Genomic DNA, 26,084 nt, shown 5'->3' with positions numbered 1-26,084 from the left:
GTGGCGGAGAGAATGAGGGCTTTTGACATTAAGGCGCTAGAGCAGAAAGCGGAAAAATTTAATAAAAATATCGCGGATGCGGGCAAATTTAAGAGCTTTGACGGCGCGAGCGAAATTCGCGGCCAGGGTAAATTAAAAGGCGCTGGCGGGTACGCAAGCGTGGATAAATTTAACGGCGCAGGTAAAGCTGACAGCGCAGACAAAGACGGTGCAGCTAAATTTAATGTCGCAGGTAAAATTTGCGGAGGCGCGGCCGAGTTTGAGGACACAGCCGAGCTTAAAGGCACGAATAGGTCTAAGAGCCGATACGGCGCCGGCTCGGATGGATTTGGCTTGGCATACGGTGCTTGCCGCGGCGAAGATAAATTTAAAAGTGCGGATGGGTCTAGCCCGGCGGCTCGCACTACTCGCGACGGCACGGCTAAATTTAACGGCGCAGGTAGGCGCGGCGGCAAAAATAAATTTAATAATGCGAACGGCAAGAGCAAATTTAATAGCACAAGCAGCGAGAGCGGCGCACAGAGCGCTCGTAATAACGCAGCTTCGAGTAGTACTTCGAGCGCAAACGGCGCGGGTAGGGCGAAGCGCAAAATTTTCGGCTTTATAAAAAATTATGAGTTCTCCAAGCATATTTTGCTGATGATTTTGCTTGCATTTGCCTTTAGCGTGGCGTTTCGTATGTGGTGGGTGTATTGGGCGAGCGGCTTTCCGAACTACTTTTTTTGGGACGGCGAGCTGATGATAAACACCAACGACGGCTACGCCTTTGCAGAGGGCGCGCGCGACCGTCTCGCGGGCTTTCATCAGCCCAACGATCTTAGCTATTTTAGCGCGTCTCTTTCGATTTTGACTGCGTTTTTGGCTAAAATTTTACCGTTTTCGCTGGAGAGCATTTTCGTTTATCTTTCGGTGGTTTGCAGCTCGCTCATCGTAGTGCCTATTTTGCTGATCTCAAGCGAGTTTCGCTGCATGCGCGCGGGTTTCATCGGCGCGCTTGTCGCGAGCGTGGCAAATAGCTACTACAACCGCACGATGGCCGGGTATTACGACACCGATATGCTAAATATCGTGCTTGCGATGTGTATTTTGTGGGCGCTCATCCGCATTTGCACGCGCGGCTCGCGCAGCACGCTGTTTTGGCTGGGCGCGTTTACGATATTTTATATGTGGTGGTATCCGTCCAGCTTCTCGCTAAATTCCATGATGCTCGCCATGTTTTTCGCCTATACGCTGATTTTTAAGCGAAAAAGTAGGGTAAATTACGAAGCGATGATCATCTTTTTGATCGCGCTTTGCTCCACGCCTTTGGTAGCTAAAATTTTAATCTCGCTTGTGCTATTTTGGCTCTTTGCGTTTAGAGGAAGGCTGTTAAATTTTAAATCTCTAGCCCTTTTGGGCGGCTTTGCCGTGGCGTTTTTCATTGCAAACGGAGGCCTTAGCCCGATCATCTTTCAGGCAAAATTTTATATCTTCCGCTCCTTTGCGGACAACGCCGATACGGCATTTCATTTTTTCAACGTCAATCAAACGATCCAAGAATCGGGCATCGTGCCGGCTAAAGTATTTATGGAGCGCATCAGCTCGCACGTCGCGGTCTTTGTGATCGCGGTGATCGGATACGCGGTGCTTTGCTTTAGGCATAAGGAATTTTTGCTCTCGATCCCGCTTCTGCTTTTGGGCTTTGCGGCGAATAAGGCAGGTCTTAGATTTACGATCTACGCCGTGGGCGTGATGGGCTTAAGTTTCGGATATATTTTGTATTTTTGCGTAAAGCGCTTGGATCTGCCAAAGATCGCGGGGCGCGCGATACTGCTTATTTTGACGGCGTTTGCGATCTATCCCGCGTGGCAGCACATCGTCTCGTACAAGGTCGATACGGTCTTTTATAAAAGCGAGGTGCAGGTGTTTGACGAGCTCAAAGATAAGGCGCAGCGCGAGGATTACGCGCTTTCGTGGTGGGACTACGGATATGGCATACGCTATTACAGCGACGTAAAGACCCTCATCGACGGCGGCAAACACCTCGGCAACGACAATTTCCCCGTTAGCTTCGCGCTTGTTAGGGATCAGATGAGCTCTGCAAATATGGCGCGCCTGGATGTCGAATACACCGAGCGCGGATATAGCGAAAAAATTCCAAACAAGCTAAAGCAAATTTTAAAAGACTACAATGCGACCGATGTAAATGATTTTATCTTAAGCTTGGGGCTAGCCGATTTTAAGCCGCCGAAGCCTACGCGCGACATCTACTACATCCTGCCCGATCGCATGATGAATATCTTCCCCGTCGTCACGCAGTTTTCGAACATCGACATCACCGACGGCAAGCAGCTAGGCGAGCTGTTTTTCATAACGAGCGACAGGTTCGTTCAGGATCAAAGCGGCGTGCATATGGACAACGGCTTTTCGATCTCGCCGAGCCTTTTAAATTTAGAGTATAGCGGCAGAAAATTCGCGATCAATACCTTTTACGAAACGAGCTACGACGCGAGCGGCAAGCTGGCGGTCAAGGAGCTTAACATGGACAGTAGCGCGCAATTTTACGTGGTTTTCATGCGCGATTACGGGCGATTTTTGCTGATGGATCGAGCCATGCTAAACTCTAGCTACGTGCAACTTTTCGTATTTGAGCGCTACAAAAGCGATCTGTTTGAGCCGGTGATCTTAAATCCTGCGGTGAAGGTGTATAAATTAAAGCGTTAAATTTTGCTACTGTGCGTGAGTTTGGGATTAAATTTAGGCTAAATTTTAAGGAGAGCGAATGAAATTTTTTCAAGCGTCGCGAGCGCTTTTTTCGGCGGTAAATTTTAAAAAAGAGCGGGGGTTTTTTGCGGCGCCGAATTTCATCGCGCAAAATTTCAAAGCACGAAATTTAGCGCGAAATTCTAGAGTGCAAAATTTCGCGCGAAATTTTAATCCAGACGGCGAGAATTCCGCGTGCCGCGCACAAAATCATATAAATCTTAAGTCGCAAAATTTCAAAACGGAGCGTGAGCCGTGGCGCGCATAGGGTTTCTTTCGCACGAAAGCATGAGCCTGTATTTCTTTCGCGCGCCGATAATGCGGGCTCTTAAAGAGCGCGGTCATGAAATTTACGCAATCGCGCCCGCGGGCGATTACACGCAAAGGCTTGCGAGCGAATTTCACGCCGCGACCTACGAGCTTGACAAGGCCTCGATCAACCCTTTCAAAGTGCTTAAAAACAGCGAGGATTTGGCCGCCGTTTTGCGCGATCTAAACCTAGATATGCTTCAGACCTCTGCGCACAAATCAAACGTCTTCGGCACCTTCGCGGCGAAAAAGGCGGGCGTCAAAACCGTGTTAAATTTAGTAGAGGGGCTCGGCAGCTTCTATGTGGATAGCGACGTAAAATCGCTTCTAATTAGAGCTGTGATCGAGCGGCTTTATAAGCGATCTTTGGCGCTTAGCGACGGCTGCATCTTCGTAAATGACGCCGATCCCGATTATTTTTTGGCTAAGGGCCTTACTCGCGAGGATAAAATTTACCGCATCAAAAGCGTGGGCGTGGACGCGAGCTACTTCGATCCGGACGTATGCGAAGGGGCGGATCTGGGCGAGCGGAAGGTGGTTTTGATGATGGGGCGCGCGCTTTGGCACAAGGGGATTAAGGAATTTTACGAAGCGGCCGAGCTTTTAAAAGATCGCACGGACGCAAGTTTCGTCTTCGTAGGCAGCGGATATGCTGGAAATCGAAGTAGCGCGGACGAAGCCTTTTTAAAAAGCCCGTTCGTGCGCTGGATACCTTGGAGCGAGCAGGTTCGAGGGCTGTATAAAAGCGCGTATATGTTCGTGCTGCCTAGCTACAAGGAGGGCTTTCCGCGCACGGTTTTAGAGGCGATGAGCATGGCGCGAGCCTGCGTGGTAAGCGATTGCAGCGGCTGCGTAGAAGCCGTGCAAGAAGGCGTCAACGGCTTAATATGCCGCACTCGCGATGCGGGTGATCTTGCGCGAAAGATCGAAATTTTATTGGACGATACTGCGCTTTGCGAGAGGCTCGGGCAAAACGGGCGTGAGATGGTGCTCGCAAATTACGACGAAAAGATCGTCACGGAAAAATATTTAGAGGTTTATAGGAAATTTATCGATGTATAGGTGTTTTTTAAAGCGCGCGCTCGATTTTACGGCGGCTTTGGTTTTGATCATTTTGGTTTCGCCCGTGATGGCGCTTACATGGTTTTTGATCCGTAAGCACATTAGCAAAAGCGCGATTTTTACGCAATCTCGCCCTGGGCTTGATGAGCAAATTTTTAAAATTTATAAATTTAAAACGATGAGCGATGAGCGCGGCGCAGACGGCGAACTTCTACCCGACGAAGCGCGGCTGAACGATTACGGCAAAAAAATCCGCGCACTAAGCCTGGATGAGCTGCCGCAGCTTTTCAACGTGCTAAAGGGCGATATGAGCTTCATCGGGCCGCGCCCTTTACTGACCGAATACCTGCCGCTTTATTCGCCGCAGCAGCGCCTGCGACACAGCGTGCGCCCGGGCATCACGGGGCTTGCGCAGGTAAACGGACGCAACGCGATCAGCTGGGAGAAAAAATTTGAGTTCGATACGTATTACGCGCAAAATTTAAGCTTCGCGCTCGATCTTAAGATCGCGCTTTTAACGATAAAAAAGGTGCTTGCAAAAGAGGGAGTGAATAAAGAGGGCGTGGCGACGACGGAGAAATTTAATGGGCACAACTAAAATTTACGTTTACGGCGCGAGCGGACATGGGCTAGTGGTCGCGGACGTCGCGCTAGCCGCGCGTGGGGCTAAATTTAGCGAGGTCGTTTTTTTAGACGACGCGGCAGGGCTGAAATTTAGCGAGGATCTGCCGAAGCATCCCGTAATAATCGCAATCGGCGATAATAAAACTCGTGCAAAGATCCAAGAGAGGGTGGCGCGAGCGGGTTTTGAGATAGCGACGCTGATTCATCAAAGCGCCATCGTTAGCCCAAGCGCCGCTATCGGCGAGGGCGCGGTCGTAATGCCGGGCGCCGTGATAAATGCGCGAGCTAAAATCGGCCGAGGCGCGATAATCAACTCAGGCGTCGTAATCGAGCATGAGTGCGAGATCGGCGAGTTTGCGCACATTAGCCCTAACGCGGCGCTTGCGGGCGGCGTGAAAGTGGGGGCGTTTTCGCACGTGGGCATCGGCGCTAGCGTTATTCAGAGGCTAAGTATCGGGCAGCGCTGCATCATCGGCGCGGGCGCTGCGGTCGTGCGCGACATACCTAGCGGTTGCACGGCGGTAGGCGTACCCGCTCGGATAGTTAAAAAAAGCGATCAAATTTAAAATTTATAACATTAAAAGTGATAAAATCCGAGCATTTAAATTTAATGCCGAAAGCTAAATTTAGCCTTGCGTCAGGCGAGGCTAAATTTTAAAATCAAGAAAGGATAGAGATGGCAAGAGTATTTTTAAGCCCGCCGAATATGGGCGGCGATGAGCTTGAGTATATAAAAAAAGTATTTGAGAGCAACTATATAGCGCCTTTGGGCGAATATGTCGATAGATTTGAAAACAGCGTCAAAGCTTATACCAAAACGCGAGGCGCGTTGGCGCTAAACGCAGGCACGGCGGCGCTTCATCTGGCGCTTCGCTGCAGCGGCGCAAAGGACGGCGACGTGGTGCTAGGGTCCACGTTTACCTTCATGGCGTCGCTAAATCCGATATTTTACGAGCGCTGCGTGCCTGTGCTGATAGACAGCGACGAGAGCTGGAATTTAAGCCCGAAGCTACTTAAAGAAGCGATCAAAAAATCGCCGAAAAAGCCAAAGGCGCTAATCGTCACGCACCTTTACGGACAGGCTGCGAAGATGGATGAGATATGCGAAATTTGCGCTAATGAAAATATCGATCTCATCGAGGATGCTGCGGAGGCGCTGGGCGGATTTTATAAAGGCAAAGCGCTGGGCGGCATCGGAAAATGCGGCGCGCTAAGCTTCAACGGCAATAAAATCATCACTACCTCTGGTGGCGGAATGCTGATCTCAAACGACGAGGAGCTAATCGCTAAGGCTAGATTTTACAGTACCCAGGCGCGCGAGCCGCTGCTTCACTACGAGCACAAGGACTACGGCTATAACTACCGCTTAAGCAATGTCTTGGGCGCTATCGGCGTAGGCCAGATGGAGGTCTTGCCGCAGCGCGTTAAAAGAAAGCGCGAAATTTTTAAAATTTACGAGGATCTGTTTAGGGGCACCGACGTGGAGTTTATGCCGGAAGTTGGTGGCGGCGAGGGCAACAGATGGCTTACTACTCTGCTATTTAAGCAAAAAGGCGCTCATCTAAAGGTTATCGACGCTCTGAATAAAGCCGATATCGAATCTCGCCCGCTTTGGAAGCCGATGCATCTGCAAAGCATCTTCGCAGGCGCGCTTAGCGTAGTTGACGGCACGAGCGAGGATATGTTTGAACGCGGCATCTGCCTGCCTAGCGGCACAGATATGAGCGACGAGACGATCGAGCGCGTCGTAAAAATCGTAAAAGAAAACATTTGATGTTACTAAAACCCACTAAATTTAGCCGCTTTGCGTTTTTTTTACTAGGAGATATTTTTATCTCGATCCTCTCCGTTTATATCGCGTTTTTGCTGCGATTTAGCGGAGATATACCGAATGAATTCTACAAAGGCGCGCTGCTTAGCGCCTCGAGCCTCACGGCGATTAAAATTTGCTACTTTTGGTTTTTGCGGATCTATTTAGTTCCGTGGAGATTTTTCGGACTATACGAAGCTAGAAAGCTCTTTTACGCGCACGTGATGGCGGCGCTTACCTTTTTGATCCTGTTTTTTCTAGCGAGTAAAATTTTTAACCCGTTCCCGCGCTCGGTCATCATCATCGATGCGGCGATCTCGTTTATTTTAATCAGCGGGGTTAGAATTTCAAAGCGGATGTTTCTAAGCGAGAAGAAAAACATCACGAATAACGAGCCCTGCATCGTCGTGGGCGCTACGAGCAAGACCTTTCACGTCCTAAAAGGTATGCGGCAAAAATATATCAATTACTATCCCGTGGGCGTCGTGGACGGGCGGCCTGAGTTAGTAGGGACGTATTGCGAAAACTACGTCGTCAGAGCCAAGGGCGAAATTCCGCAGATGATCAAAGATAGCGGCGCCAAAACCGCAATCATCGCGCTGGCGCTATATCCGGACGAGTTAAAGGAGCTCTACGACGAGCTGTTTGCATACGGGCTAAAGGATATCAAGCTCTTTTCGCTTTTGGAGGATGAGAGCAAAAAGATCCGCGACGTATCGATTGAGGATCTGCTCGCGCGCAAGCCCAAAGACCTCGACACCAAGGCGATCGAAAATTTTATCAAAGACAAAATCGTGCTGGTAACGGGCGCGGGCGGCACGATAGGAAGCGAAATTTGTAAGCAATGCTTAAAATTCGGCGCAAAGCGTCTTATCATGGTCGAACACAGCGAGTTTAACCTCTACTCGATCAACGAAGCGACCGGCGCGGACGCGCGCAACGAGCTAAAGATGATAAATATCGTCTATCATCGCGAGCTGGAAGAGGTTTTTGCAGAATTTCATCCAGAGGTGGTCGTGCACGCAGCGGCGTATAAACACGTGCCGCTATGCGAGTTTAATCCGCACCTGGCGGTCAAAAACAACATCATCGGCACAAAAAACGTAATCGATCTGTCCAAAAAACATGGCGCGAAAAAGGTCGTTTTGATCTCGACCGACAAGGCGGTGCGACCGACGAACATTATGGGCACGACGAAGCGCATTTGCGAGCTTTACGCGCTAAATTCCAACGACGCGGCAAGCGACACGCAGATCGTCGCCGTCCGTTTCGGAAACGTGCTCGGCTCAAGCGGCAGCGTCATCCCTAAATTTAAACGCCAGATCGAAGCGAACGAGCCGCTTACCGTTACGCACCCCGAGATTACGAGATATTTTATGCTCGTTAGCGAGGCGTGTCAGCTCGTGCTTCAGGCGGCCTCCATCGCGCAGGGCGGCGAGCTTTTCGTGCTGGATATGGGCGAGCCCGTAAAGATCGCCGATCTTGCCAAGCGAATGCTGCAGCTTGCCGGCAAGGAGGAGCTGGGCATTAAATTTGTAGGTCTGCGTCCCGGCGAGAAGCTTTACGAGGAGCTTTTGATCGACGAAAACGACAAGAGCACGAAGTACCAATCCATATTCGTAACCCACTCCGCAAAATACGACCTAGAGGAGCTAAGCTCGCAGATCGAGGAGCTCTCGGAGTGCGAGGACGCGCAGGTCGCGGATAAGCTAAAGCGTATCGTGCCCGAGTTTTCGCACCGATTGAACGATATGAAGGGCACGGCTTGATCGGTATCGTGGATTACGGCGCGGGCAATATCCAAAGCGTGATGAACGCGCTTAGCTTTTGCGGCGCTAAATTTTGCCTCGCGCGCAGCCCTGAGAAGCTTTTGAGCTGCGATAAGGCCTTGCTTCCGGGCGTGGGCGCATTCGGCGAGGCGATGGATAGGCTTCGCGCAAGCGGTATGGACGACGCGATTAAAGAGTTCGTCGCAAGCGGCAGATATTTTTTAGGCATCTGTCTAGGGATGCAGCTTCTGTTTGAGCAAAGCGAGGAATTCGGCGCGCGCAGCGGGCTTGGAATTTTACCCGGTCGCGTCGTAAAATTTGATAAAACGAAATTTAATATTCGGGGGGCGGAATCCGGATCCGAAAATATGGAATTTAGAAAAAATATGAAATTTGGATCGGGCGGGGCGGAATTTAATTCAGACGGGGCAGGGCTGAGCGAGCGCAGCGGGCAAAATTCCGCTCGCGCCGAAAGCCTAAAGATTCCGCACGTCGGCTGGAACAGCGCGCATTTTATCAAGCGCTCGCCGATAAACGGGGGCCTAGGCGAGTTTGAGTATCTGTATTTCGTGCACTCCTACCACGTCCTTTGCGCGCGCGAGATCACGCTTGCGACCACGTTTTACGGCTATGAGTTTGCAAGCGCGATCTGGCGCGAAAACGTATTCGCCTTTCAGCCGCATCCTGAAAAAAGCCACGATGCTGGCATAAAAATCATTAAAAATTTTACGGAGCTGTGATGGAAATTTTCCCTGCGATCGATCTGAAACAAGGATGCGCCGTGCGTCTTAGCAAGGGCGAGATGCAAAGCGCAAAAATTTATTCCAAAGACCCCTGTGAGCTAGCCAAAAAATTTGAAGATCTCGGCGCTAAGTGGCTGCATCTGGTTGATCTCGACGGCGCGTTTGCGGGTGAGGCGGTAAATTTCAAAGCGATCGAGCGGATCGTAAAAAGCACGCGCCTGCGCGTAGAAGTGGGCGGCGGCATCCGCGACGAAGCGCGCATAAAGGAGTATTTGAGCTTGGGCGTCGATAGATTTATCCTAGGTTCGGCGGCGCTTAAAAATAGGGATTTCGTGAAGCAGATGGCGAAGCTTTACCGCATCGTCGTGGGCATAGATGCAAAAGAGGGTCTAGTAGCGACCGAGGGCTGGGCGGAGCTAAGCCGCGTAAAAGCGACTGATCTGGCGCGAGACTACGCGGACGCGGGCGTTTGCGCGATCATCTGCACCGACATATCGCGCGACGGGATGCTAAGCGGCGTGAACGTAGAATTTAGCCGCTCTATCGCGAAAGCTTGCGGCATCGATACTATCGCAAGCGGCGGCGTGAAAGATATAAATGACATAATTGCGCTTAAAAACGCAGAGCTCATCGCGGGCGTCATCGTCGGCAAGGCGTATTACGAAGGCACGCTTGATCTTAAAAAGGCGTTTGAGGCTCTATAAAAACGCCCGAGCGTAAGCAAAGTTTGAACTAAATTTTAGTAATATGCAAATTTTAAAATTTAAAGGCGATGTGAGGCGATGAAAGATTTTTTTTATGAGATGATCGTAAAAAGCGAGAATGCAAGTGAGCTTTTCAAGAGCTTTGCGTTTGAGCTCGGCGTTACCTGCGTCGAGGAGGATGGCGAGCGCTTCATAATCCGCGACGAAGAGGATCTGCAAAATTTAAAATTTGCGTTTGAAGAGTTTAAAAAGGGGCTCGCGCGATCTCTTAATTTAGACGCCGATCTGCAGATCGAAATTTCAAAAAAGCAAAACAAAGACTGGCTCGACGAATATAAAAAAGGGGTTGCGCCCGTAGCGGTCGGTAAATTTTACGTCCGTCCGAGCTGGTGCGAAAGATCGCAAGATAGCGCGCTAATCGATCTGCTGATCGATCCTGCGCTGGCGTTCGGCTCGGGGCATCACGAAAGCACCAATATGTGTCTGGCGCTGCTTAGCGAGCTTGCTCGCGCGGGCATGAGCGCGCTTGACGTAGGTTGCGGCAGCGGAATTTTAAGTATCGCGATGAAAAAACTGGGCGCAAAGGTAAGTACCTGCGATACCGACGAGCAGGCGGTGGCGGCTACGCAGCAAAACGCCGAGAAAAACGGCGTGCAGATCGATCAAATTTGGCTCGGCAGCGTTTCAAGCTTAAACGAGCAAAGTTCAAGCGCAGCCGCGCAGCCGCAGTTTGATCTAATCGTCGCAAATATAATCGCCGACGTGATTTTGATCCTAAGCGCGGATCTGAAAAAAGCGCTAAAATCGGGCGGCAAGCTCGTGCTGTCGGGAATTTTAGAAAAATATAAAGATAGGATAGAGCAAGCCTTTTCGGATTTAAATTTCGTGCAGATGAAAAAGCAAAACGAATGGCTCAGCTTCGTTTATGAAAGGAAAATATGAATAACAACCAAAACAATCAACCCCCTCAAAACGGCGGCGGAAACAATTTTTTCAATAAAAATCCGATCGGCGTTTTTATTATTTTCGCGCTTATTTTGATAGTCGTGTTTAAAGCGATATCGCCAAGCGGCGGCTTTGATAGCGACGGTATGCTGGGCTCCGTCTCGGGCGAGAGCAGAAACGTAAGCTACTCGGAGCTAAAATCGCAGATCAAAAACTCCCAAGTAAGCATGGTCTCCATCGGAAGCTCCACGATTAAAGCGCAAGTCGGCAACGTAATCTACACCGCCAAGCGCGTGGATGATCCCGAGCTGGTTCAAATTTTAGAATCGCGAAAAATTCCATACGGCGCGTATAACGAGAGTAATTTTTTGACCGATCTGCTCTTTAGCTGGGTCTTGCCGCTTGTGATTTTCTTTGGAATTTGGATGTTTTTAGCCAATCGCATGCAGCGTAATATGGGCGGCGGCGTGCTCGGTATAGGAAGCTCTAAAAACCTGGTAAGCGCCGAAAAGCCGAAGGTTAAATTTAGCGATGTAGCGGGCGTCGAAGAGGCGAAAGAGGAGGTTAAGGAGATCGTAGATTTCTTAAAAAACCCCGAGCGATATATCAGCCTCGGGGCTAAAATTCCAAAAGGCGTGCTTTTGGTTGGACCTCCGGGCACGGGCAAGACGCTGCTAGCCAAAGCGGTCGCGGGCGAAGCGGACGTGCCGTTTTTTTCGGTATCAGGCTCCAGCTTCATCGAGATGTTCGTAGGCGTAGGCGCCAGCAGGGTGCGCGATCTATTTGATAACGCTAAAAAGCAGGCTCCGGCAATCGTTTTTATCGACGAGATCGACGCGATCGGCAAAAGCAGAACCGCAGGCGGTATCGGCGGAGGCAACGACGAGCGCGAGCAGACGCTAAATCAGCTGCTTGCCGAGATGGATGGTTTCGGCTCGGAATCAAGCCCTGTGATCGTCCTTGCGGCTACCAACCGCCCCGAGACGCTGGATGCGGCGCTTCTGCGTCCGGGCAGATTCGATAGACAGGTTTTGGTCGATAGACCCGATTTTGACGGCAGAATGGCGATTTTAAAGGTGCATATGCGCGACGTTAAATTTGCCCGCGACATCGATATCGAAGAGATCGCGCGCCTTACCGTGGGCTTTGCGGGAGCCGATCTTGCAAACATCATCAACGAAGCCGCGCTTTTAGCGGGTCGCGAGGCAAAGGCGGAGGTCGAGCAAAAAGACCTACTCGAAGCGATCGAGCGCGTCGGTATCGGACTGGCTAAAAAATCGCGCCGCGTAAGCCCGATCGAAAAGCGGATCGTCGCCTACCACGAAAGCGGCCATGCGCTCATCGCCGAGCTTACCAAAGGCGCGATGCCGGTATCTAAAGTAACTATCGTGCCGCGCGGATTGAGCGCTGCGGGATACACGCTAAATTCGCCATTTGAAAATAGATACCTACACCAGCGCCATGAAATTTTTGCCGAGATCGATACGTTTTTGGCGGGGCGCGCGGCGGAGGACGTGTTTTTAGGCGAGATTACCGACGGCGCGGGCAACGACCTACAGCGCGCTACCGATATGCTTAAATTTATGGCTACTCAGGTCGGAATGACCGAAGCTCTCGGGCTTGCGGTGTTAGAAAAGCAGCAGTATTCCTTCCTAAACGGCGGACAGAGCATCAAGGATTACAGCGAGGTAACGGCGGTTAAGATCGACGAATATGTCCGCAAGACTCTAGATGAGCGCTACGCGGCGGTAAAAGAGACGCTAAGGACCTACGCTCCGGCGATTGAGGAGATGGTAAAGGCGCTGTATGAGAAGGAGACGGTCTCGGGCGAACAAATCGTGGGGATTATCTCTAAATTTGAAAAAGACAACGGCATGCCTACCCGTCTGGTGCGAAATTTAGGTGCTAACGACGATATCGAAAGCGCAAAGAATGAGGCTTAAATTTAAAGCCTCGCGCAGAGCAGGAACTTAGGGCTAAATTTTAAGGCGATCGCGCGCCAAAGTGTTTTGTGCGCGATCTGCGGCGCCGAACGAAAAGCGGCGCGAAAATAAAATTTAAAGGGTGAGAGATGGAAGAGGAAAAGGGAAAACTAATCTACATATTGCCGAATTTTTTCACGGCGGCAAGCGTATTTTTGGCGGTTATCAGCATAATTTCTACGATCAAAGGCAACTTCAGCGCCGCGATCTTTTATATCATTTTATCCTTGATCTGCGACGGGCTAGATGGCCGCGTGGCGAGGCTAACGCATGCTACGTCGAAATTCGGCGTGGAATTTGACAGCCTTGCGGATATCGTGGCTTTCGGCGTTGCGCCGGCGCTACTGTTTTACTGCGCGGTCGGGCACGATTACGGTAAGGTCGGTTCGCTCGTAGCTGCGCTTTACGTGGTTTTCGGCGCGATCAGGCTGGCGCGATTTAACGTCACCACGGGCACCTACGAGCCTAGCGTTTTTATCGGGCTGCCGATTCCGACGGCTGCGATTACGATGGCGTTTTGGATCGGAATTTATCTAAAATATGAGCTTTCCAAAGGGTTTGGGGTATTTTTGATCATCGCAATGGCGGCGCTATCGTTTTTGATGGTAAGCAACATCCGCTTTCCGAGCTTTAAAAAGATCAGCCTAAAACGTCCCAATGCGATTAAAATTTTAGTGCTTCTAATCGTCGTGTTTTTCTCGCTTTTATATCTTTTCAAGCTGGAATTCCCGGCGGTACTTACTTTGGTTTATATCGTTTACGGTTTGGTTCGCGGAGCTTTAAATTTAAGCGCGGCTAAATTTCAAAAAAAAGACAAACCCGAGGAAACGGCGAAATAATCTCAAATATGTTTATCGCCGCGATTGTTTTAAGTTTGCGCGGCTATAATTTTGCCAAATTTTAACCCTTTGAAAGGATCTGCAATGGATAAAAATAAAATCATAATCTTCGATACGACGCTTCGTGACGGCGAGCAAAGCCCCGGAGCGTCGATGAATACGGACGAAAAGATCCATCTTGCGTTGCAGCTTGAAAAGCTGGGCGTAGATGTTATCGAGGCGGGTTTTGCGGCGGCGAGCCCCGGGGACTTTGACGCGATAGAAAAGATCGCGGGCGCCGTTAGCAAGGCTCGCGTATGCTCTCTTGCGCGCGCTTTAGAAAAAGATATCAAAGCCGCTGGAGAAGCGGTAAAGGGCGCGAAGCTTGGGCGTATCCATACTTTCATCGCTACAAGCCCGATTCATATGGAATTTAAACTCAAAATGCAGCCGCAAGAGGTCATAAAGCGCGCCGTAGAGGCCGTGCAATACGCAAAAAGTCTATGCGATGACGTGGAGTTTAGCTGCGAAGATGCGTGCAGAAGCGATATTAGCTTTTTAAAAGAGATCTGCGACGCCGCGATAAACGCTGGAGCCTCCACCATAAATATCCCCGATACGGTGGGCTATCTCTATCCGGACGAGATCACCGCCCGAATAGGCGAACTCGTTAAGCTTATCGGCGAACGCGCCATAGTTTCGGTGCACAACCACAATGATTTGGGAATGGCTACCGTAAATTCCTTAGCCGCTATCTTAGCAGGAGCCAGACAGGTCGAGTGCACGATAAACGGCATCGGCGAGCGCGCGGGCAACGCGGCGCTAGAGGAGATCGTAATGGCTATAAAGACGCGCACAGATAAATTTGCGCCGCTTTATACCGATATAAATTTGAAAGAAATTTATCCATCCAGCCGCCTAGTCGCGAGCATTACCGGCATCGAGCCGCAGCCCAATAAAGCGATCGTCGGAAAAAACGCCTTCGCGCATGAAAGCGGCATCCACCAAGACGGCGTGCTAAAGCACAAAGAAACCTACGAGATCATGCATGCCGAGGATATCGGGCTTGATAAAAACTCCCTCGTGCTGGGTAAGCACAGCGGCCGCCACGCCTTCAAAGACAAGCTGGTATCTTTGGGCTATGAGCTTAGTAACGAGCAGATTGAGATCGCGTTTAATAAATTTAAAGTGCTTGCAGATAGTAAAAAGGACGTTTTCGACGAGGATATTAGAGAGCTCGTAAACGACGAGTTCGTGGGAGCCGAAAAGACCTATGAAGTGTTGGTTTTAAGCTCCAATAGCTGCAACAAAGGACACGCTAGCACCGCTCTTACGCTAAGGTATAAGGATGAAATTTTAAGCGATAGCGCGCTTGGAAACGGCGGCGTGGATGCGATATTTAAAGCGATAGACCGCATCAGCGGCATCAGCGGTAGCTTAAAAGAATACCAAGTAAAAGCGGTTTCACAGGGCAAAGACGCTCTAGCGAAAGTAACCGTCAAGGTGGAATTTAAAGACGAGGGTGCTATCATCGGCAGAGGACTTGACGTAGATACGATGCTAGCGTCTGCAAAGGCCTACGTTGCGGCGCTAAATACATATTTGGACGCTAAGCGCTAGATTGCTCGGCGGGATTTGTTAAATTTAACGCAAATTCCGCTAGATTAAACAAATCAAAAGCAAAATTTTAATAATATTTCACACTTAAAACGTTGGAGTAGGGGGTATTGAGCCGAAACTCGTTTTAAAATTTATTTATGGAGACTTTTATGAAAAAAGTTCTTGTATTGTTATTTGCGCTTTGCGGCGCGGCTTTCGCTAGCGAGCAGCTAAGTGCTTACACTCAGATCGTTTCTTTTTCTGCAATTACCGTTGCAGTCGTTTTAGGTCTAGCCGCTTTGGGTGGCGCGTTAGGTATGGGAAATGCCGCTAGCGCGACACTTAACGGCATCGCTAGAAATCCAAGCGTAGCTAGCAAGCTATCGAATACGATGTATATTTCGCTAGCGATGATCGAAGCGCAGGTTATCTATGCATTAGTTATTTCATTTATCTTGCTTTTCGTAAATCCTTTTTTGACAGCGGGTTTAAAGGCTGCTGCAAATTAATCAAAAGTCCGAGAAATCGGGCTTCAAACTTATATAATTCAAGGCTTGAGATTAAGCTTTAAAATTTATGCGACCGTGGTGGAATTGGTAGACACGCTATCTTGAGGGGGTAGTGCCGCAAGGTGTACGAGTTCAAATCTCGTCGGTCGCACCATCTATCAAAATTTTCCCCTATTTTTTTGTTTTTTGAATTTTTAAATAATTTTTTAAGCCCTATTTTTGGGAATTTTAAAATTAGTCTTAAAAAATTCCTAATACTTGAAACTACCGATTGATACATATATTTTAAGAAAAACTACTATATATTAAAAAATTGTATAGTAGTTTTTTCTGCGCTCCTGCCTTGTTAATCCTTTGAGGAAATTCTATAATCTGCCTAAAATTACTATACAAAGGAAGAAAGATGGCAGAAGTTTTTACCAAAATTAAGGATAATCCAATTTTTAAATCAGATCCTGACAAAGTAGTCAGGAATTTTATCTTGCCGCAACATAAGCGCACTATGGTCGAAGTCTTAGATGATTTTATAGCCGTTAAATTTTATAGCTCACCGGCCAGAGGCGGAACGGTTAAAATGCATAGACACTATCACTATACGCAAGGCGGCAAGCTAATTAAGGCTCTAGGCAATGCCGACGAAATAACATTCGAAGGGGCTAGAATATTGTTAATATTCATAATTTGTGCTACCAGTAAATACATGCTCTATGCTGCTCCTAGCGTATAGTTTGGGTTGCTATGGTGCATAAACATATAAGTTTTTGCTTCATTGCCGTTTATGGCAGGTATGGTTACTTTTACGAATTCACCTTCTTTTAACTCTCTACTAAGCGAGATTGTAAAATTCATCTTTCCTGCTTTTTCTACCGCATTTGCATTTGATACATTTACAGCTATCTCATCTGCTTTGTGTAGGGTTATGTCAAGACACTCTTGGTATGGATTAAAGTCTTCTATAATAAGGCTATCATTCACTATAAGCTTATTATCAATTAGTTCATATTTTATATTGTCTTTTGTTTTATATATGTTTGAACCTTTTTCTACTTGAGTGCCGTCTGTTAGTTTGCGACCATAAAAATATACTTGTCCTTTGCCGTCAGAGTCTTTTATGGTGTCTTTGCCGTCGGTAAAGTATGTATCATAGCCGGCTCCCCCAAGAAGCAAATCATCGCTATTTCTACCTTGAAGCAAGTTATCTCCACTACTGCCGAACAATACATCGCCTTTCCTGTCGCCAAATATAGAACCACTTGGCTCACCATTAATGTTTAAAATTTTTCTAGCTTGTGTCGATAATGGTCTTGTATAAATAGAACCATCATTATTCCTAACTTCTATAAAGCCATTTGAAGTAATATTTATATTATCGTTATCTTCTCCATATATTTTCTTAAATATACTTCCCAAATCCCAATCAACAAGAGATAATGCCAAATTTACACCAGTAATTATCCAACCTTGCGGTGTCAATAATGCCGCACCAGCAATAATTGCATCTCCTAACGCCCCAACCATTTGTTTCATTTTACTTTCACCCATAGTGCTATCAATTAACACATTTCCTGCTGCGGTTTCTACAAACAAAACAATAGCCCTAGCTTTGCTTTTTAAAATTTTCTCGGGTATATCAGTGAAATTTTCAGCAATACTATAACCACTGCTTGCACTATTCCACATTTTACGAATATTTTTTAAATTATCTTTACTATTTTCAGAAAGATTGAATTTAGTAAATTTTTCAATAATATTTTTTTCAGCTTTATCCAAAGCAACTCTTGCTTTCGCTTCTCTGCTACCTGTTGAATTCATCGTTCGCTCCTTGTGTTATAAAAATTTTTATCAAAAATTCCAAAGCTAGTTTTAGCATTTGAAATATTTAATTTCACATTTTCTAAAAAGTATTTTTTAAATTCTTTAAATTCTTTGTCGTTGCAAATCATAATATTCATCACTTTTCCATTTTTGCTGTAAATGGTAAGACAATCATAAACGCTATCATTGATTTTGCCACCATTTATTGTATGAGTTATGATTTTTGGAATTGCATAAAATACAACGATAAGTGCAAAAATAAAAAACAAAATAATAGGCTCATTAAATGCAAAAATTGCGTATATGTATGTAGAAATAATAATCAAAAGTAAAATTTTGGCAACTAGTGAAATTTGTTCGCTTCCATCTCTAAAATCAACGCTGAATTTAACATTTTTAATATTTTTTACTTGCATAAAATCAAAAGATTTATCATTTTTAATTTGGCTTATCATTTCATTTTTCAGAATAAAATAATTTTTGCCCAAAAATTTCATAATGTAAGGAATTGCTACCATAAGAGATAAAATCGTAAAACCATTGACTTTTTCTGGTTTTGCGATACACAAAATAACAAAAGCTAAAATCATTAAAAATATACCAATCAAATTTACTTGTGGTTTGTAATCTTTTATAATAATCGGCTCTTTATCATAATCCCTTAAATTTTTGTTTTTATTAAAAACATCGTTTACCAAATTTGATCCTTTTTATAAAATTTCCTAGTAAATTCAATCTCGGTCAGTATCGTTTGATACTGAATTTTATGAATTTACAAATTTAAACTCGCTATTGCTTTTAAATTCAAGCAACAAGTAAATTTAAATTTGCAAATTCTTTTAGGGCCTCAAAGCCGTTATTAGCCAAACTTCCATCTCTTAGTAAAGTATGATTTCCAAATAGTTCGCTTCCGTTTGTTATGCTATTTGTGATTAAGGTTTTATTGATTAAAATTCCGTCATTTTTGTCTATCCAAGAGGTATTTTCTGCGAATTTGTTATTATCCAGGTCAAAGTATGTTTTACTGTTTTTTCTTGATATTGTTTTTACTCCACCACCGTTTAAATCAATTTTTGGCATTGCCGTCTCCTTGTAAATTTAGATTTTTATTGAAATTGTTGTTTTTTTAAAGTTTGGTATTGCTCTAAAATCGCATTATAATAGTAATCGCCATTATATGAAAAATCATTAAAAACGATATTTTGGAGTGTAGGTCTATTGGCAGGAATATATTTAAAATAATATTCTCTCCCATGTGTTTTTTCAAAAAATCTTTTTTTGTTCGTTGTCAGTAGATTATGGGTAACGCAAAATTCTGATATTTCTTTATTGACAATAGCATTTGCTAAAAGCCAAGAAAACATAATATTTGATACAATGACTATGTCGTTTTTTGTATCGTGATATTTTAAGACTTTTTTATTTATAAATACAAAATCTGAAAAAAGTATATGCTTATTTTCGCCAATATAAACGAAATTTTCCAAAAATTTACCATTTTCATCAATAATGTATTTTTCATTGAACGGATAAAAAGGTTCTATTTTTAAAATTTCATCATTATCAATTATCTCTTGTGCGCTTTGTATAGGCGTGTCGGCATTACAAATTTTAGAACCTAAATTTAGTAAATATTCTAAATTTAATCTTTTATCAAGCTTGAAAAATTCGCATTTGTCATCAGGGTATTTGTCTCCATTGCAAATATAAAATCTTGTTTCAGCAAAGTCATTTATATCTCTATGGATATTTTTCATCTTTTTTATATCTTTTGCTGGATAATTGTCTAAATAGTGAATTTTTTGTAGAAAATCTTTTATGTAAAAATTAATTTTTTCATGCTCGGTTGCTGTTTTAAAATCTATCATGTTTTCCAAATATTTTACTTTATCGTATTTGTCAAACATAGCTTCTAATTCGGCAGTATGCCTTTTGTCGTCTTTATAAAGTTGATAAGCAAATGAAATAATAAGACACAAAATAAATAAAATAAAGATTATAAATAAAATTTTAAATAATTTTTTCATATTTTTCCTTTCAAATTTAAAGTTTAACTTGCGAATTTAAACTCGGTCAGTATCGCTGATACTGAATTTATTAAATTTACAAATTTAAACTTACTTTACAAATTCACACAATTAGTAAATTTAAATTTGCAAATTTGATATTTGGATCTGTTTGATCTGAATTAGCCCTCAGTTAAACCCAAAGAATACAGCAGTCTTTTTTCTGCTTTATCCAACTCGTTTGTTGCTTTGTTAATTCTACTTGAATTACTCATTTTTTGTCTCCTTATTAGAAAAATTTTAATATCTTTTATATATCTTTATCTAAATTTATGTGAAAAAGTGTAAGAAAATATTCTTTCAATAAATCGTGGTCTTTTTGATTAAAAAAAGCTATTGTTGCCCCTTGTTGTATTATTACACGAACACCTCTTATCCAACCTATATCAATTACAAATTTTTGCGAATATTCCCAAAAATTTGTCAAATTTTTATTTGATTTTTTATAAAGTAACATACGAAATAAAATATCATATATAATCGCTAAAAACAAAGCAAAAGCGTAAAGAAGCAAACTTATTATAAATTCGCTATCAAAAGTAAATATAAATCCACCTATTGATGCAATTAAAATAGGATATAATGTTATAAATTTGCTACTAAGTATGAAATATAAAAACGATAAAAATTCTTTATTCCCCAATAAGCTCTGAATTTTTCGTATTTGCAAATCGCTATCGTAATATACTGCTCTCATATTAGACGAAAGTGAGACAAAGCGTTCTTTTGAAATAATAGTTATTACATAAGAAATAAATAAAAACACTATAAATATCAAAAATAAGATATAAATTTTTCTTATTATTTCGTCAAATTTATCAAATTCGATGTGGTACTGTATCGTAAAAACAAAAAGCAAAGAAATAAAGAAAAATATTAAATTTAAAATACCGTGAAGCAATATTTCTCTACTGTAATCACGTAAAATCAACGGCTCTTTGTCATAATCCCTTAAATTCTTGTTTTTATTAAAAACATCATTATCCACCTTTCATCCTTTTTATACAATTTCATTTTAAATTCAATCTCGATCAGTATCACCGATATTGGATTTTATAAATTTACAAATTTAAACTTGCTATTGCTTTTAAATTCAAGCAACAAGTAAATTTAAATTTATAAATTTGATATTTGGATCTGTTTGATCTGAATTAGCCCTCATTTAAACCCAAAATCCATGGCAGTCTTTTTTATACCACAGCTTGTTAATTGTTCAATCCCATATACCCCGCCCAAGCTAGCCCTGCATATGTTTTTAGCGCCTCAAACTTTCTCATTTTTTATTCTTTATCAAAAAAAATGTTATTTACTTAAATTTTTATTTATATCTATATTAAAGACCGTAAAAATATAATCTCTTACCTTATTGTAATTTTTTTCATTGAAAGAAAATATATGTATAGAATAAAGTCCTTGATTCTCCCAGCTATAATCATACCAGTGTATTTCTTTTATATATTCAAGATTTATTTGAAATTTTGGAAATATTTTCCAAAAATTTTTAAAACTTTTATTTTCATATCTATAAATTACCAAAAAAACTATAATTTCTAAAAATTCCACAAACAATAATATAAATATTAAAAGTAATACACCTATTAAAGATATGCCAAAAGTTCCTTTAATAAAGCTAATTATGAAAAAACTAACTAAAAATACCTTACCAAAAATAGTTGAAAATATCATATCTAAAAACCAGATTGCCTTAAAAGTTGTGTCTTTGTTAAATATTATATCTTCACTGCTAGTTTCTTTAAAATTTTGATCATAATATGCAACTTTTGAATTATAAAAATAGGTATATTTTTTCTTTAAATTTATAATATTAAAACAATCAAATATCAAAAATACAACTATTGCAAAGCCAAATTTTATTATCGTTCGTTTTGTGTCATCAAAATCTAAAATACCGCTTTCAAAATCATCTAAGCAATTAATACAAAATCCAGAAGCAGTAATCCAAAATATCAAAATAAACAGATAATGTAAAATCAAAGGAAAGCCAGAATAATCCCGCAAAACTAGTGGCTCTTTGTCGTAGTCCCTAGTCCTTTCTTTTCTTGGCACAGTGCTGACTTCAAATTTATCCAAATCAAGCTCTTTATAAACGGAATTTCGATGCATTCTATACGAAAGGGGATTAAAATTTTATAAAACAGCGGATGAAATTTTAGGTTTGCCGTCACGATAAACGGGCGGATTAATCTGCGATTTTCAAACGCAAAAAAGCACTTCAAAAGCCCGCGAGCCGAAGCGGAATTTGGACGCAACGGTGGCGTTTTGCTTTGCAATTTGAGTTAAAATTTGATATGATTGTGCGAAATTTATATTGAACGGCTTTTCAAAATGAATAAATTTATAACCCAAAAAATAGGCGCACTCGCGGGTTTTAGCGATGAAATTTTAAAAATTTTAGCATCGTTTGACGCGGATGTTTCGGACGCCAGGCTCGCTTTGCAAATTTCAAAAAATGCTCCCCTCACAGATAAAATTTTAGATTTAGCCTTTTGCGGTTTGTCTAAATTTAGCGCCGAAGGACTTGCAAGGCAAAATTTTACTGCCGCAAACGGGCGGTGCGATCTACAAGGCGCGGAGCCTGTGAAGTCCATAGGATGCGGCTTACAAGATGCCGCAGACGAGTGGCGGCAAAACGAGTGTACCTCGAGCGAGCAAAAGGGCGCAGACTTAGCAGAGCAGGGCGATAGTCTTAAATTTAATCATTCAAATGACGCAAACGACGCGAACTGCAGCGACGAGAATTTTAAATTTAACCCCTCGCAGGCCGCGAGCGATACGCAGCGGCAAAATCAGCATGCCGCTGCGAAAGCCGATTGCGCGCTAGGTTCGAGTATCTCTACGCGAGCTGCACAAACGCAACAGCAAGAACGAGAGCAGGAGCAGGGGCAAGCGCAGCAGCAAAAACAGGAGCAAGAATGGGGAAGAGCGCAGGAGCAAGGACAAGAGCAGGGCGCCGCGGCATTAAAAGCGCTAAATTTGCAGCGAGCGTTCGAGCTTTACGGGCGCGAGCAGATGCGGGCGTTTTTTCTATTCGCCGTATTTGACGCGATGCTAAAGCCGAGTCTGCAGGCGTATCGCATCGACCGCGAAAAGCTCACGCAGGTCTCGCTACTGCGAAATCTGCTTATGTTTTCGTGGATCAAATCCTACCCGCAGATCGAGCAAAACATCCTTTCAAGCGTGATTTTAGTGGAGTTCGGGCGAGTTTTTATCGACGAGCAGGTGTGCGCGGCGGGCAAGGCGGAGGAATTTTACCACGCCATCAAGGGCTCGATCTTTCCGCAGGATTTTACCGACGTGGAGATGGAATTTAGCGGCACGAACCGCGAAAGCGTCTCGCACGCGCTATTTGCGCATTTCGGGCTAGAGCAGGTCGCGCAGGACGCGCTGTATTCAAACGTCCCCGACGATGCGCCTTTTGAGAACAAATCCCGCTATGCAATGCTAAAGATCGCCAAAACCGCGGTCAATATCTACCATCACTTCGACGAGCTTAGCATCGATAACGCTTTAAATTTACTAGTCGAGTTCGGCTTCGAGCAGGAAGCGTTTTTAGAGGCGAAAGGCGAAATTTTGATATGAAAGAGTTCCTGCGCGCCTTTAACTCGGGCGTATTTGAAAAGGATCTTAGCGGCGAGCAAAAGGAGCTCGCGCGCAATCTCCTAAATATCGGCGCCATCAGCGCGCACAAAGGCAAGCTCTATCTAAACGACGGCTATGTTTTCGGCAGGCTCGACATCGCGCGCGACGGCACGGGCTATCTGCAAAGCTTCGACGATCGCTTCAAGGCAGATCTCATCATCGAAAACAGATATTTAAGCGGCGTACACCTGGGCGATCTGATCCTAGCAAAAATTTTAAGCTCAAGAAAGTCCCGCCTGCACGCAAAAGTGCTGATGTGCGTTAAGCCTGCGTTTTTAACGAGCGTGGTTTATACCAAAAGCTTCGGGCGCGAAATTTTAGGCGTAAACGTCAAAACCGGTCTCGCAAATCCGCTCAAAGCCACGCAAAAATCGCTCAAGCAGCTGCCGTCAGACACCCTTTTAAAGATCGATAATCTAACGAACGAGATCACCGAGGTGATTGGAAGCTTATCCGATCCCTTCGTCGATGAGAAAATTTCTTTAGCGATCTACGATAAAAACGACGAATTTAACGAAGCGTGCAAGCAGCAAGCCGCGAGCTTCGGCAGCGAAGTGGACGAGGCGCTGTATCCGCAGCGCGTAGATTTGCAGCATCTTGCATTTTGCACTATCGATCCTATCGACGCCAAAGACTTCGACGACGCGATCTATTTTGACGTAAAAGAGCGCACGCTTTACGTCGCGATCGCCGACGTGAGCGAATACGTAAGCGAATACTCGCCTATCGATAAGGAGGCGAAATTTCGCGGCTTTTCGATCTATTTCCCGCACAGATCCGTGCCGATGCTACCGCGCGAGCTTAGCGAAAACATCTGCTCGCTGATGCCAGATCTTCCGAGGCTGGCCTTTGTTTTTAAAATCTCTTTGGATGAAAATTTAAACCCGCAAAAGCAGGAGCTTTTCGAAGCAATTATAAGATCAAAACGCCGCTACGATTACGACGAGGTCGATGAAATTTTACGCACTCGCAAGGCGTGCGAGCCTGAAATTTTAAGCTGGCTCTTGCCGCTTAATGAAATTTGCGAGCGCCTGCGCCGCGCGAGGCTGAAGCGCGGATTTGATTTTCGCACCAAGGAACTTCGCATCACGCTTGATGAGCACGGACTAATAAGCTCCACCCGCTTTGAGACCGACACTCCGTCGCACAAACTCATCGAGGATTGTATGCTGCTAGCCAACAAAGCCGCTGCGGCGCGCATCGAGCGGGGCGTTTTTAGAAATCACGGCTCGGCGGAGCTTAAAAAAATTTACGCTCTGCTTGACGATCTGGCGCTGTTCGGCATCGACGCGCCGTATCAGAGCAACCTTGCTAAAATGATCGGTGAAATCCAAGCGCAAGCCGATACCATGGGGATCCGCGAGGAGGTCGATAAGCTCATCATCAAGGCTCAAAAGCGCGCCGAGTATGCGTCCGAATCGCGCGGGCATTTCGGGCTCGGATTTGATAACTACACGCACTTCACAAGCCCGATCAGGCGCTATTCCGATCTCATTTTGCACCGCCTGCTAAAGGCGCAGATGAGGGGAGATGAAAAATTTTATAATTACCTGCTTTTAAACATCGACGCGACGTGCGCGCGGTTAAACGAGCTCGAGCGCGAGGCGGATAAGGTCGCGTTTGATTTTATGGACCGAAAATTTGCGCGCTGGGCCGCGGAAAATTTGGGCAAAAAATTTCGCTGCTACATCGACGAAAACGGAAATTCCGTCACCGCAAAGCTAGACGACAAGCTAAAGGGGGCTAAAATTTTAGTTTCAAATTTCGCCGGCGACATTTTAACTCCCGTGCTGGTGGAGCTTACGGACGCAAACATCGCTAGCGGAGTGATTTTAGGCAGGGTGGTAAAGAAAATCTGATGTATAGGAAAGAATTTGACGGGCTTATCGCAAGTGGCAGGGTGCCGAATTTCGTGCTTTTGCGCGGCGGAGACGATTTTTCAAACGAGCTTTACGCGCAGCGATTGAAGCAAATTTACGCCTCGGAAAATTTTTTGAGTTTGTATTTTTTGGAGTATGATTTTGAGCAGGCGCGAAGCTTCTTGGAGCCCTCGCTTTTCGGCGGCAGCAACACGCTTCACATCAAAACCGCCTCTCTCATCAAAAAAGAGGAGCTGCGAAGGCTCATCGCGCTGTGTAAGTCGGACGCGAATAACCATCTGATCTACGAGTTAAACGATAGCGAAATTTCGGTGAGTGCGGATTTTATCAAAGAATTTGAACGAAACGAGGTTAGATTTTTCAAACCATCGGGCGTAAACGAAGCCATAGCGCTGCTTGCGCAAAAATGCGAGATGTGCGGGCTTTTTGCAAACACCGCCGCGCTTAGCAGGATCTACGCCATCCACAACGAAAGCCTGAGCCTAAGCGCGAGCGAGATAGAGAAATTCGCAAGTTTAGGGCTTGAGCTTAGCCTGCAAAACGTAAATTTAATGGTTTATGGTCTTAGCGAGGTGAGCTACGACGAGCTTTTTGATAAAATTTTTGGACTAAGCGATTTTCGCATAGATTTTTACAAAATGGCTCTGGGCGGCGGATACAACGAGATGGAGCTGATAAATTATTTCTACCGGTTGATTTATAGAATTTTTCGGCTGCACGCTTACGTGAAAATAAACGGTAGATTTGATTTTAAGGCGGTTTTAGGCTATCAACCGCCACCTTCCGTGGCCGCACAGATGCAGCGCTATGCCACCGGTTTTTCAACGCGGACGTTTTATAAAATTTTTGCCCACTTAAACGATTTGGAATTTGAACTAAAAAGCGAAAAAAACGCGGCGAAGGACGAGCTTTTGCTTGCGTCGTTTTTGAGGTTGCAGCGCATGCTGCTAAGTTCGCTAGGACAAAAAGCAAATATTAAGTGAAATTTTAGTAATATCCCTTCGCATTTTTTGCAAAATCCTTGCCCGCAGACGCTGTTTGCGAGCT

At 44.8% G+C, this 26,084-nt stretch carries 24 protein-coding genes and 1 tRNA gene; 19 read left to right on the top strand and 6 right to left on the bottom strand.

The genetic code is table 11. From position 1 onward, the window contains the following. The 16 genes from Q0380_RS08335 (at position 1) to Q0380_RS08260 (ending at position 16,343) form a co-directional block, all read left to right on the top strand. Complete coding sequence (locus Q0380_RS08335; RefSeq protein WP_366806672.1) at positions 1 to 2,703, top strand: STT3 domain-containing protein; 2,703 nt, start codon at positions 1 to 3, stop codon at positions 2,701 to 2,703. A gap of 58 nt (positions 2,704 to 2,761) precedes the next feature. Then, the gene (locus tag Q0380_RS08330; protein WP_298962558.1) at positions 2,762 to 3,010 is read left to right on the top strand and encodes a hypothetical protein; all 249 of its coding nucleotides are present in this window, start codon (positions 2,762 to 2,764) and stop codon (positions 3,008 to 3,010) included. Beyond that, a complete protein-coding gene (locus Q0380_RS08325; protein WP_298962556.1) occupies positions 2,998 to 4,113 on the top strand; it encodes a glycosyltransferase family 4 protein in 1,116 nt (371 codons plus the stop codon). Before Q0380_RS08330 ends, Q0380_RS08325 begins: the two co-directional genes overlap by 13 nt. Continuing rightward, positions 4,106 to 4,711 (top strand): undecaprenyl phosphate N,N'-diacetylbacillosamine 1-phosphate transferase, encoded by a 606-nt coding sequence (gene pglC, locus Q0380_RS08320; protein WP_298962553.1) that lies wholly within the window; start codon positions 4,106 to 4,108, stop codon positions 4,709 to 4,711. Before Q0380_RS08325 ends, pglC begins: the two co-directional genes overlap by 8 nt. Then, positions 4,698 to 5,303: a UDP-N-acetylbacillosamine N-acetyltransferase gene (gene pglD / locus Q0380_RS08315; RefSeq protein WP_298962550.1), complete on the top strand. Its 606-nt coding sequence runs from the start codon at positions 4,698 to 4,700 to the stop codon at positions 5,301 to 5,303. The genes pglC and pglD overlap by 14 nt, the downstream gene beginning before the upstream one ends. Before the next feature lie 110 nt (positions 5,304 to 5,413). After that, positions 5,414 to 6,511, top strand: coding sequence for a UDP-N-acetylbacillosamine transaminase (gene pglE / locus Q0380_RS08310; RefSeq protein WP_298962547.1), 1,098 nt, complete (start codon positions 5,414 to 5,416; stop codon positions 6,509 to 6,511). Further along, positions 6,511 to 8,316, top strand: coding sequence for a nucleoside-diphosphate sugar epimerase/dehydratase (locus tag Q0380_RS08305; protein WP_298962711.1), 1,806 nt, complete (start codon positions 6,511 to 6,513; stop codon positions 8,314 to 8,316). The genes pglE and Q0380_RS08305 overlap by 1 nt, the downstream gene beginning before the upstream one ends. Next, complete coding sequence (gene hisH, locus Q0380_RS08300) at positions 8,313 to 9,056, top strand: imidazole glycerol phosphate synthase subunit HisH (protein ID WP_298962544.1); 744 nt, start codon at positions 8,313 to 8,315, stop codon at positions 9,054 to 9,056. The genes Q0380_RS08305 and hisH overlap by 4 nt, the downstream gene beginning before the upstream one ends. After that, positions 9,056 to 9,763 carry a 1-(5-phosphoribosyl)-5-[(5-phosphoribosylamino)methylideneamino]imidazole-4-carboxamide isomerase gene (gene hisA, locus Q0380_RS08295; RefSeq protein ID WP_298962541.1) on the top strand — a complete coding sequence of 236 codons (708 nt, stop codon included), beginning with the start codon at positions 9,056 to 9,058 and terminating at the stop codon, positions 9,761 to 9,763. The genes hisH and hisA overlap by 1 nt, the downstream gene beginning before the upstream one ends. 78 nt (positions 9,764 to 9,841) lie before the next feature. Further along, entirely contained in the window at positions 9,842 to 10,705 is an 864-nt protein-coding gene (locus Q0380_RS08290) for a 50S ribosomal protein L11 methyltransferase (RefSeq protein ID WP_298962539.1), read from the top strand. Further along, on the top strand, positions 10,702 to 12,651 hold the full coding sequence (gene ftsH / locus Q0380_RS08285; protein ID WP_298962537.1) for an ATP-dependent zinc metalloprotease FtsH: 1,950 nt from the start codon (positions 10,702 to 10,704) through the stop codon (positions 12,649 to 12,651). Before Q0380_RS08290 ends, ftsH begins: the two co-directional genes overlap by 4 nt. 128 nt (positions 12,652 to 12,779) lie before the next feature. Continuing rightward, complete coding sequence (gene pssA, locus Q0380_RS08280) at positions 12,780 to 13,529, top strand: CDP-diacylglycerol--serine O-phosphatidyltransferase (RefSeq protein WP_298962534.1); 750 nt, start codon at positions 12,780 to 12,782, stop codon at positions 13,527 to 13,529. A gap of 84 nt (positions 13,530 to 13,613) precedes the next feature. Beyond that, a complete protein-coding gene (locus Q0380_RS08275; RefSeq protein ID WP_298962530.1) occupies positions 13,614 to 15,128 on the top strand; it encodes a 2-isopropylmalate synthase in 1,515 nt (504 codons plus the stop codon). A 149-nt stretch (positions 15,129 to 15,277) separates the two neighbouring features. After that, the gene (gene atpE, locus Q0380_RS08270) at positions 15,278 to 15,616 is read left to right on the top strand and encodes an ATP synthase F0 subunit C (RefSeq protein ID WP_177386747.1); all 339 of its coding nucleotides are present in this window, start codon (positions 15,278 to 15,280) and stop codon (positions 15,614 to 15,616) included. A 69-nt stretch (positions 15,617 to 15,685) separates the two neighbouring features. After that, positions 15,686 to 15,770 (top strand) — tRNA-Leu (locus Q0380_RS08265). A gap of 249 nt (positions 15,771 to 16,019) precedes the next feature. Beyond that, a complete protein-coding gene (locus tag Q0380_RS08260) occupies positions 16,020 to 16,343 on the top strand; it encodes a hypothetical protein (RefSeq protein WP_298962525.1) in 324 nt (107 codons plus the stop codon). Here Q0380_RS08260 and Q0380_RS08255 read toward each other — a convergent pair. The 6 genes from Q0380_RS08255 to Q0380_RS08230 all read right to left on the bottom strand — a co-directional run bounded on the left by Q0380_RS08255 (position 16,322) and on the right by Q0380_RS08230 (position 21,588). After that, a complete protein-coding gene (locus Q0380_RS08255) occupies positions 16,322 to 17,428 on the bottom strand; it encodes a hypothetical protein (RefSeq protein ID WP_298962522.1) in 1,107 nt (368 codons plus the stop codon). The two genes, Q0380_RS08260 and Q0380_RS08255, sit on opposite strands and share 22 nt — an antisense overlap. Next, the gene (locus tag Q0380_RS08250) at positions 17,425 to 18,129 is read right to left on the bottom strand and encodes a hypothetical protein (RefSeq protein ID WP_298962519.1); all 705 of its coding nucleotides are present in this window, start codon (positions 18,127 to 18,129) and stop codon (positions 17,425 to 17,427) included. Before Q0380_RS08250 ends, Q0380_RS08255 begins: the two co-directional genes overlap by 4 nt. 106 nt (positions 18,130 to 18,235) lie before the next feature. Beyond that, positions 18,236 to 18,511 (bottom strand): hypothetical protein, encoded by a 276-nt coding sequence (locus tag Q0380_RS08245; protein ID WP_298962516.1) that lies wholly within the window; start codon positions 18,509 to 18,511, stop codon positions 18,236 to 18,238. Positions 18,512 to 18,537: 26 nt separating this feature from the next. Next, the gene (locus tag Q0380_RS08240; protein ID WP_298962513.1) at positions 18,538 to 19,458 is read right to left on the bottom strand and encodes a hypothetical protein; all 921 of its coding nucleotides are present in this window, start codon (positions 19,456 to 19,458) and stop codon (positions 18,538 to 18,540) included. A 289-nt stretch (positions 19,459 to 19,747) separates the two neighbouring features. After that, on the bottom strand, positions 19,748 to 20,485 hold the full coding sequence (locus tag Q0380_RS08235) for a hypothetical protein (RefSeq protein ID WP_298962511.1): 738 nt from the start codon (positions 20,483 to 20,485) through the stop codon (positions 19,748 to 19,750). 314 nt (positions 20,486 to 20,799) lie between these two features. Then, positions 20,800 to 21,588 carry a hypothetical protein gene (locus tag Q0380_RS08230; protein ID WP_298962509.1) on the bottom strand — a complete coding sequence of 263 codons (789 nt, stop codon included), beginning with the start codon at positions 21,586 to 21,588 and terminating at the stop codon, positions 20,800 to 20,802. 255 nt (positions 21,589 to 21,843) lie between these two features. Here Q0380_RS08230 and Q0380_RS08225 point away from each other — a divergent pair, with 255 nt between their 5' ends. Genes Q0380_RS08225 through Q0380_RS08215 form a run of 3 tightly spaced genes read left to right on the top strand, consistent with a single transcriptional unit; the run spans position 21,844 to position 26,020 of the window. Further along, on the top strand, positions 21,844 to 23,097 hold the full coding sequence (locus Q0380_RS08225; protein WP_298962506.1) for a hypothetical protein: 1,254 nt from the start codon (positions 21,844 to 21,846) through the stop codon (positions 23,095 to 23,097). Next, positions 23,094 to 25,016: a ribonuclease R family protein gene (locus Q0380_RS08220; RefSeq protein ID WP_298962503.1), complete on the top strand. Its 1,923-nt coding sequence runs from the start codon at positions 23,094 to 23,096 to the stop codon at positions 25,014 to 25,016. Before Q0380_RS08225 ends, Q0380_RS08220 begins: the two co-directional genes overlap by 4 nt. Further along, complete coding sequence (locus Q0380_RS08215) at positions 25,016 to 26,020, top strand: DNA polymerase III subunit delta (RefSeq protein WP_298962499.1); 1,005 nt, start codon at positions 25,016 to 25,018, stop codon at positions 26,018 to 26,020. Before Q0380_RS08220 ends, Q0380_RS08215 begins: the two co-directional genes overlap by 1 nt. Positions 26,021 to 26,084: the final 64 nt, after the last annotated feature.

Source organism: uncultured Campylobacter sp., from assembly GCF_937959485.1.
GTDB lineage: Bacteria > Campylobacterota > Campylobacteria > Campylobacterales > Campylobacteraceae > Campylobacter_B.
This window is presented reverse-complemented; position numbering and strand designations above follow the sequence as displayed.